Annotated in this window: 7 protein-coding genes; 4 read left to right on the forward strand and 3 right to left on the reverse strand. The window is 59.1% G+C overall.

The genetic code is table 11. From position 1 onward, the window contains the following. Positions 1-397: 397 nt before the first annotated feature. The gene (locus BN77_RS33515; protein ID WP_007533546.1) at positions 398-547 is read left to right on the forward strand and encodes a hypothetical protein; all 150 of its coding nucleotides are present in this window, start codon (positions 398-400) and stop codon (positions 545-547) included. Positions 548-558: 11 nt separating this feature from the next. Here the strand turns inward: BN77_RS33515 and BN77_RS15615 are convergent, their stop codons facing one another. Continuing rightward, positions 559-2,241, reverse strand: coding sequence for an arylsulfatase (locus tag BN77_RS15615; protein ID WP_007533548.1), 1,683 nt, complete (start codon positions 2,239-2,241; stop codon positions 559-561). 923 nt (positions 2,242-3,164) lie between these two features. Between BN77_RS15615 and denD the strand changes: the two genes are divergently transcribed. The 3 genes from denD (at position 3,165) to BN77_RS15630 (ending at position 7,011) form a co-directional block, all read left to right on the forward strand. Continuing rightward, entirely contained in the window at positions 3,165-4,148 is a 984-nt protein-coding gene (gene denD, locus BN77_RS15620) for a D-erythronate dehydrogenase (protein WP_007533551.1), read from the forward strand. Beyond that, entirely contained in the window at positions 4,145-5,041 is an 897-nt protein-coding gene (locus tag BN77_RS15625) for an NAD(P)-dependent oxidoreductase (RefSeq protein ID WP_007533554.1), read from the forward strand. The genes denD and BN77_RS15625 overlap by 4 nt, the downstream gene beginning before the upstream one ends. 155 nt (positions 5,042-5,196) lie before the next feature. After that, positions 5,197-7,011, forward strand: coding sequence for a putative bifunctional diguanylate cyclase/phosphodiesterase (locus BN77_RS15630; protein ID WP_007533556.1), 1,815 nt, complete (start codon positions 5,197-5,199; stop codon positions 7,009-7,011). A gap of 8 nt (positions 7,012-7,019) precedes the next feature. Here BN77_RS15630 and BN77_RS15635 read toward each other — a convergent pair whose 3' ends face one another. After that, positions 7,020-8,036 carry an NAD-dependent epimerase/dehydratase family protein gene (locus tag BN77_RS15635; RefSeq protein WP_007533558.1) on the reverse strand — a complete coding sequence of 339 codons (1,017 nt, stop codon included), beginning with the start codon at positions 8,034-8,036 and terminating at the stop codon, positions 7,020-7,022. 2 nt (positions 8,037-8,038) lie between these two features. Next, entirely contained in the window at positions 8,039-9,355 is a 1,317-nt protein-coding gene (locus tag BN77_RS15640; protein ID WP_007533560.1) for a UDP-glucose dehydrogenase family protein, read from the reverse strand. Positions 9,356-9,501 lie beyond the last annotated feature (146 nt).

The raw sequence follows: 9,501 nt of genomic DNA on the forward strand, positions 1-9,501 counted from the left end.
TCCCCGATCTCGACAGGATAATTGCCTTTGCAAGGGAATGCGGCAATCCGGCAGCCATGGTCGCTGCCGCCAATAGCCAAACCCGCCTGCTTGGATTTATGGTCGGGCGGTCTGATGTGAGTGTCAGCCATCGCCCGGTACCCTTGCCGACCGCGCTGATCGAATTAGCGAAGCCGAATGGGTGGCTCAATTTGAGGCGAACTGGCGCGAGGCTCACGCTGACTGAAAATGCCAAAAGGTTGAAGACCGAAAAACGAAAAATGAACGGAGAGACCCGTCCGTAGCCCATCCAGGTCTCGTTCGATGCCCCCAACGACGGCCGGACCATGAGTCGGCCCTTGGAATAATTGAACTTGATTGACATCCAGTGCCACCTCTCCGGCAGGTATGGCACAAGATGGGCACGGCGAAGGGCGCCAAAACCGCCATTGGGCTGCTCGCACGGGCCGAAGCGACAGCATTCAGTGCCCTTGCTTGGATCGAAGACATTATGGACTATAACTCCAAAGGAACGACGGGCAGCACCTGGGCCGCCCGCCACCTTTGACCAGTTCTCGACTAATTGCCTGGCTTGTTCTTGATCGCAGCGTCGATCTGCCGCTTTACGGCATCCAGGTTGAAGGAAGCCGGATCCTGCATCGGCGGATAATCAACCGCCGTGAGCGCAAGCTTGGCGACCTGCTGCTGAACGCTGACGAACCGCCAGAATTCGCGCGCAAAGAAGTCGTTCATGTAGCCCCCGCCGAGGTCATTGAGGCTTTGCTCGCCAATCGAGGGCGTTCGTTCGAATGGATCCTGGCGGATGTTGACCATGGTGGGCATGTCAGTCGTGACCTTGCCGCCTGGCCAGCCCTGCGGCTGTTGGAAAAACTGGAACTTGAAGTTATCCAGGCGCACTGCGCCGAGGGCTGGGCCAGCGAAGTAGAAAAATTCGTGCCGCGCGGATGGTGATTTCCCCAGCAGCAAGTCCAGCTGATTGTAACCATCGAGATGGTTCTTGTAAGTCTTGTCGCCCAGCTTTACACCCTTGAGCAACTGGTCAGTGATCTCGGTGTTGCCAGCTGCCGCCGCAAGCGTCGGGAACCAATCCAGGGCCGAGAAAATGCCGTTCTCGACGCTGCCCGGCTTGACCTTGCCCGTCCAACGGATGATGGCGGGTGCGCGGAAACCTCCTTCCATCACGGTGCCCTTGGTGCCCTTGAATGGTGTCATGCCACCATCTGGCCAGGTAAACACTTCCGCCCCGTTGTCGGTCGTGAAAATGACGATGGTATTGTCGGCTTCGCCTGCATCTTCAACGCATTTCATGAGAGCGCCGACACTGTCGTCGAGTTGTGCCACACCGGCTTCCTCAAGGCCGTAATTGGTGTCGCTGTTCATGAGAGCCTGGTATTTGGGCGACAGATAGGTCCAGACGTGCATGCGCGTCGTGTTGTGCCAGACGAAAAAGGGCTTTCCGTCGGTTTTGGCCTTGTCCATGAAATCGCAAGAAGCCTTAACCAACACTTCGTCGAACGTGCCCATGTCGTACTTGGCCTTGGGCATGATGTCATGCATGTTCGGGACGTTGGACATGTCGGGGTAGGGTGCGAGGGGACCCTCGTCCACGATCCGCTGCTTGCCGACTTTACCCCAACGGGGCAGCTCGCTCGTGTCGTCCGTATCAGTTGCAAAGCTGTGGACCAGATTTCGTGGCCCGAATTTGTCTCGGTACGATTGGTCGTTCGGAAACGAGTACCAATAGGGATCCGACATCGCATCGAGGTGATAGAGGTAGCCAAAGAATTCATCGAAGCCATGCAAAGTCGGCAGATACTTGTTCAGGTCGCCAAGATGGTTCTTGCCGAACTGGCCGGTCGCGTATCCCTCGGCCTTGAGGACCGTTGCTAGGCTTGCCGCCTTGTCAGGCATGCCGACGTCGGCGCCGGCCTGACCGACGGTCGTCAGGCCCGTCCGCAAAGGAATTTCCCCAGTGATGAAGCTCGCCCGGCCAGCTGTGCAACTAGCCTCCGCATAATAGTCCGTGAACATCATGCCCTCGGAGGCCAGCTTATCGAGGTTGGGGGTCCTCCCGGACATGATGCCCCGGTGGTAGGCGCCAAGACTGAACCAGCCGACATCGTCCCCCATGATGACGAGGATGTTGGGTTTTGGCTGCTGTTGCGCAACTGCTGGCGCGGTCAGCGCGGTCGCGAACGCGGAAGCCAGTAAAGCAAAACAAAGGTGTTTCGTACTACTCATGATTGATACCCTCCATTCACTTGATCTAATCGCGATCGTCTTGTCACAGGAGAAGAGTGCCCACCTCATGGCGACGACCTGGGTCTGTGAAACTGCGCGGCGCAGCGCCGCCACAGCGGGATATGCTGAGTAATGTGAATGCCGAAAAGATTACTCGCCGTAGGGTGGCGACAGGCGCGCTAGCGATCGAAGTGTCGACGGCTACTTCAAGTAAATACTTGCCCTTGCGACTGCCTAATTGTCAGCAGTCGCCAGAGGGATAATTGCACATCTTCGCCTTCCCCACCAGATTGAAAGCTCGTCAAGAAGCACAAGGACAGCGAGAGCTGAGGGCGCGCGGGATAGACCTCATTGCGGTCGATAGCTCCGAGAGCTTCGTAGCCGATACGCCCACCGCACAACTACCGGCAGGTTCTAGGCGCAGTCTCCGAATTCGAGAAGGCGATGCTGGTCAAGAAACGGCGTGGTGCCCGTGAACGCAAGCTCTGCGAGACCGGCAAGAAGGTCGGAGGCCGAAAAGAACTATGCGGAGCTTGAGGGCGGGTGGATATGGTTGCGCTTGCGACGAAGCTGCATCGCAACCCCGTCAGTGGTATGCGCCGCTCGCTCAACGATGTCGCGGATGCGCTTGCTGGGGCTGGATATCTATCGAGCGGTCCCCCGATATGCTCAACCGCAAGTCCGAAGGCAAAGCATAGCTGGACGGCAAGCAAGAGCAGGCCACCCCCCTCCGGGAGGCTTTCGGCGGGCGGGCATGGGTAGGAAAAGGGTCCCCTCTCACACACCAAGCAGACCGCCCAAGCGCTGGATGGCGAGCATTGCTCCGCCTTTCCTGTTTTCATGAGCCGGCCTTGCGGCTATGTCTCGAAACGCGTGCGCGTGCGAAGGGAGTCGCGCGCGGCAAGGACTGATGGAGGCGGCCAATGCATATCGCAATTATCGGTGCAGCGGGAATGATCGGGCGCAAATTGACCGCGCGACTCGTCGCGGACGGGCGTCTCGCAGGGCAGGCCATCACTCGCCTTTCTCTTGTCGACGTCGTCACACCGGCCGCCCCGGAAGGTTTTGCCGGCCGTGTCGAGTCGAGCGCTGCCGACGTTTCTGCCCCAGGGCAGGCCGGGCGAATTGTAACCTCGCGGCCGGATGTAGTGTTTCATCTGGCTGCGATAGTGTCCGGCGAGGCCGAGCTGGATTTCGAAAAAGGCTACGGAATCAACCTCGAGGGTACGCGTGTTCTTCTTGAGGCGATCCGTGCTGCACACCTGCAGGACGGCTATCGGCCCTGCGTCGTCTTCACCTCGTCCATTGCGGTCTTCGGAGCGCCATTCCCCGAGGTAATTCCCGACGATTTCAACCTAACGCCACTGACGAGCTACGGCACCCAGAAGGCAATGGGGGAATTGCTGCTGGCAGACTACACGCGCCGAGGCTTCATCGATGGTATTGGCATCCGGTTGCCGACGATCTGCGTCCGTCCCGGCAAACCGAATAAGGCTGCCTCCGGCTTCTTCTCCGGCATTGTGCGCGAGCCCTTGGTCGGGCAGGAGGCGATCCTACCGGTGCCCGAAACTGTCCGTCATTGGCATGCGTCGCCGCGTTCGGCCGTCGGCTTTCTGATACATGCCGCCAGCATCGATCTCCAGCCACTCGGCGCACGCCGCAGCCTGACGATGCCAGGTGTCAGCGCGACCGTCGGGGAGCAGATTGAGTCCTTGCGCAAGATCGCAGGGGAAAGGGCCGTCAGTCTCATTCGACGCGAACCCGACGAGTTGGTCATGAAAATCGTGTCCGGCTGGCCGCAGGCATTCGAGGCCGAGCGCGCGAAGAAGCTGGGTTTCGTCGCCGATGCTTCGTTCGACGACATTATTCGCGTGCATATCGAGGATGAACTGGGAGGGCAGCCATGACGACCGGAAAATCGCGCAACATTGCGTTTCTCGGAACCGGGCTGATGGGAGCGCCGATGGCTCGTAGGCTGCTGCGCTCGGGCTTCTCGGTCACGGTCTGGAACCGCAATCGCACGAAGGCGCAGGACCTTGTTCCCGATGGCGCGATTGTGGCCGATACCCCTGCGGCTGCCGTTAGAGGGGTATCGGTGGTCTTCACAATGCTCACCGATGGAAAAGCAGTAGAGGACGTGCTCTTTGGACAAGGCGTCGCAGAGGCGCTTGACGCTGGCTCAATCGTCATCGATTCCAGTTCCATTTCCCCTGATGCGGCACGCGAACATGCCTTGAAGCTCGCCGAGCGTGGCATCAGTCATCTCGATGCGCCGGTCTCGGGCGGCGTGGTTGGGGCTACCGTTGGTACGCTCGCGATCATGGCGGGCGGCGATGCCGCGTTGATCGACGAGCTGGCCGACCTATTTGCACCGCTTGGCCGGGTGACCCATGTTGGACCAAGCGGCTGCGGTCAGCTCGCAAAGCTCGGAAACCAGCAGATTGTTGCAATAACGATCGGTGCCGTGGCCGAGGCGATGCTGCTCGTCGAGGCGGGGGGCGGTTCTTGCGAGGCGTTTCGCCGGGCGATCCGGGGCGGCTTTGCCGAGAGCCGCATTCTTGAAGTCCACGGCCAGCGAATGGTCGATCGCGATTTTGGCACTGCCGGTCCTTCGAAGTTGCAGCTGAAGGACCTCGACAATATTGTCGCGACGGCGGCAAGTCTCGCCTTGACCCTTCCTCTGACAGAAGCGGTTCGTGCTGAGTTTGCGGATTTTGTCGGGCACGGCGGGGGTGACACAGACCACAGTGGTCTGCTGTTGCATCTCGAAGAAAAGTACGGCCGCTCCTCGAAAGGCTGAATTGCCTGAATGCGCGGATCTCTGCCAAGATCGGTGATGCGTCAGGCCTGCAATTGTTGATGGATTTTTAGGGTGTCCTAATTAATCTCTCGCCAAAAGGTTGGTTCGGCACGCATAATGAACTCCTTGTTGGAGATCTGACACCATACTGTTAGTTGAAGCTACGTGAGGCTTGGACGGCGTTGGCATCGAGCAGTCCCACACGGTCCGAACGGGAGTTCCAGGACATCCTGCGGCGCCTTGAGCTTGCGCTCGATGCGTCACAGATCGGCGTATGGGAGCACATCCTCGATCAGAACGATATTTCTTGGGACGTGCAGATGCATCGGCTTTACCAGACCGGGATGGGGAGCGGTCCGGTTCCGACCGCCATCTGGTCAAACGCGATTCACCCCGACGATCGAGAACGCGCCGAGAAAGAGTTCGAAGACGCCGCCGCCAAAGGCGGCCAATATAATTCGGAATTTCGGATTGTCTGGCCGAATGGCGAGATACGGCATATCCGATCGCGCGCTCATTTCTATGTGAACGAAGAAGGGGCGCCCTCCTTCATCGGTGCTGAGTGGGATGTCACCTCGGACGTGCTTCTAGCGAACGATGCAGCGCGTCAGCGTGCCGTCGCCGAGGCAAGAGCCCTCGCTCTGGAAGAGAGCAGCGCTCGCATCGAATATGTGGCGGAGCACGACTACCTGACAGGACTTCCCAATCGCCGCCTTTTCGATAAGCGCCTGGCGGAACTTGCTGAAGATGCCCTGGTCACTACCCTCGCGGTCCTGCATCTCGACCTCGACGAGTTCAAGCAGATCAATGACAGCCATGGTCATGCGGCGGGCGACACCGTGTTGCGTGCCGCGGCCTTGCGGATTGAGGCCGCCATTCCGAAAGCTGCCATGGCGGCGCGCATCGGCGGGGATGAATTCGTCATCCTACTTGTCAATTTCGGTGGGTTAACGGAACTCAACCGGATGGCGCGCGATGTACAGCGGCGCCTGAAGAAGAAGATCCGCTTCGGTCACGAGATGCTGCAATCGGGAGCGTCGATCGGCATTTCCTGGTCAGCAGATCGTTCCGGTTCCAACCTGCTCGCCGAATCCGACATCGCCCTCTACCAGGCAAAGACATCCGGTCGCGATCGCATCGAATTCTTCTCGCAGCAGTTAAAAGACGATCTGATGGGCAAGCGGAGGCTCGCCGAAGAGCTGAGGCTCGCGTTGGAGCAGGGTGATATCATCCCATTTTACCAATTGCAGCTCGATGCCCACACGCGCGAAATCGTCGGGATCGAGGCTTTGGCGCGATGGCATCATAGTGAACGCGGCACCCTCGCTCCAGGTGTTTTCCTGAAGATTGCCGATGAGTTTGGCCTTTCTTCCGAGATCGATGCTTCGATCCTGCGACGCGTGCTCTCGGACCGGCTCACCTGGGAGCAGCATGGCACGACCTTGCCACGGATCTCGGTAAATATTTCAGGGCAGCGCCTCTACGATCCGCAACTGATCGATGACCTGGAGACGCTCCAGATACCAGAAGGCGCTTTGGTTTTCGAACTGGTCGAGACGATCTTTCTGGACGATTGTGACGATGAGCTTCTACAGACGGTCGATCGCATCAAGCAAATGGGCATCGAGATCGAAATCGATGATTTCGGCTCGGGCCACGCTTCGCTGATCGGCCTCGTCCGGCTACGACCGGCGCGGCTGAAGATCGATCGGCAACTGGTGAGCGAGGTGGATACCTCCGCCGAGCAACGCCGTGTCGTCAAGTCGATCGTCGAGATCGGCAAGGCCCTCGGGGTGGATGTGATTGCGGAAGGCGTCGAGACTGAAAACCATGCCGCGACGCTCGCCAAGCTCGGCTGTCACACGTTACAGGGCTTTGCCCTGGGTCATCCGCTACCGGCATCAGAGATCGACCGAATTTTCGCTTCGAAAAAGGAGGCGCAGGGCCGCCAACCTTCGCCGGTAGCCTGACTATAGGCCTACGGCTCGAGTTCGCCGCGTGCTTCCAGATACCAGTCGACGAAAGCCTTCACGCCGACGTCCAGCGTCGTCTCGGGCTTGTAGCCAGTCAGGGCCACCAGCAAATCGGGGCTGGCGAAGGTGCGCGGCACGTCACCCTTCTGCATTGGCAGCAACTTTCGCTTTGCCGGCTGGCCGAGTGCTTTTTCGACGGTTTCGACGAAGGTCATCAGGTTTTCGGGCTGGCCACCGCCGATGTTGACGACGCGGAACGGCGCCTGATGCGAAAGCGTCTCCACCTGTTCGTCGGCCACGCGGTTGGCTTCCGACGGCACGACGGACGACAGACGCACGATCGCCTCCACGAGGTCATCGATGTAGGTGAAATCGCGGCTCATCTGGCCTTCACCGTAAATCTCGATTGGCTGATCCTCCAGCATGTTCTTGACGAACTTGAAGAGGGCCATGTCAGGACGACCCCAGGGGCCGTAGACGGTAAAGAAACGGAAGGCTGTCGTCGGAACCTTATGGAGATGAGCGTAGCTGTGCGCCATCAGTTCCATCGATTTTTTTGTAGCCGCATAGAAGGTCAGCGGCTCGTCCGCCCGGTCTGTCTCGCGGAACGGAATGGCCGGGTTGGCACCATAGATCGACGAGGTCGAAGCCAGCATAAGATGGTTCACTCCGACGTCCTTGGCGATCTCGAGGATATTCCACGAGCCTTCCAGGTTGGACGTCAGATAGGCTTTCGGATTTTCGAGGCTATAGCGTACGCCGGCCTGGGCTGCGAGATGAACCATTACGTCGGGCGCAGCGCTCGCCACAGCCTCTTCGAGGGCTTTGCGATCCTCCAGCATCGCTGTCACCGGGCGAAAGGCCGGAAACTGCGCCAGCGCCGAGTTGCGCATGTGCTTCAGTTTGATGTTGTAGTAGTGCGTCATGCCGTCGAAGCCGATGACTTCGTGACCATCCTGTAGCAAGCGGCGCGCGAGATGAAAGCCGATGAAGCCCGCAGTGCCGGTGATGAAATACCGCATCTCTACTTCTTCTCGTTCTTCTTCCCGATGGCGAAATAGCTGAAGCCGTGCTTTGTGACTTCGGCGACCGGATAGATGTTGCGCAGGTCAACAATCGTCGGTGTCTTCACCAGCGATTTCATCCGCTTGAGGTCAAGCGCCCGGAATTCATCCCATTCCGTGACGATGACGACGGCGTCGGCGCCTTCGGCAATTTCGTATGGGTCGTTGCCGTAGGTGATCGGGCCGATGACCTCTTTCGCCATTTCCATGCCTTCGGGATCGAAGGCATGGACGTTGGCGCCGCCGTCCAGCAAGGCCTGGATGATGGTGATCGATGGCGCGTCGCGCATATCGTCGGTGTTCGGCTTGAAGGTCAGGCCGAGGATTGCAATCTTCTTGCCCCGAACATTGCCGTCGCAGGCGGCGATCACCTTGCGGCCCATGGCGCGCTTGCGATTGTCGTTGATCGCAACGGTGGTCTCGATGAGGCGAACCGGGCTGTCGTGATCCTGCGCCGTCTTGACCAGCGCCAATGTATCCTTGGGGAAGCATGAACCGCCGTAGCCGGGGCCGGCATGCAGGAACTTGTCGCCGATGCGCTTGTCCATGCCGATGCCCTTGGCCACCTTCTGCACGTCGGCGCCGATCTGTTCGCAAAGATCGGCGATCTCGTTGATGAAGGTGATCTTCATGGCGAGAAAGGCGTTGGCGGCGTATTTGATCAACTCGGAGGTGCGGCGTTCGCAGAAATAAAGTGGTGCTTCGTTGAGGTAGAGCGGGCGATAGACCTCGCGCATGATTTCAATGGCGCGTGGCTCCTCGGTGCCGATTACGATGCGATCCGGGCGCTTGAAGTCGGTGATCGCAGCGCCCTCGCGCAGGAATTCCGGGTTAGAAACGACAGAAATGTCCTTCTCGGGAAATTCCTCGCGGAAGATGCGCTCGATCTCGTCGCCAGTGCCGACAGGGACCGTCGACTTGGTGACGACGACGGTAAATCCGGATACCGCAGCCGCGATCTCGCGGGCGGCGGCATAGACGTAACTCAGGTCTGCATGGCCATCGCCACGGCGCGACGGCGTGCCGACGGCAATGAAGACGACGTCCGCTTTAGCAACTGATGTCGCCAACTCTTTCGAAAAATCCAGGCGACCGGCGGTGCGGTTATGCTCGATAATGGTGTCGAGGCCGGGTTCGAAAATCGGAACTTTACCGGCTTCCAGGGCATCGATTTTAGCTGCGGATTTGTCGACACAGGTGACATGATGGCCGAAATCGGCCAGGCAGGCACCGGAGACGAGGCCGACATAGCCCGAGCCAATCATCACAATACGCATGGTTTCGTTCCCTGAGATAGCAACCGCGGCCCGGCCGGCTGGCCGGACCGCGATTTGTTACAGGGGGAAGTTTATAAGTTCAAGACAACAGTGATCAGCTGCGCCCGAACTCGTCGACGATGCGGATGATATCGTCCTCTCCGAGG

It is taken from the genome of Rhizobium mesoamericanum STM3625 (genome assembly GCF_000312665.1).
GTDB lineage: Bacteria > Pseudomonadota > Alphaproteobacteria > Rhizobiales > Rhizobiaceae > Rhizobium > Rhizobium mesoamericanum.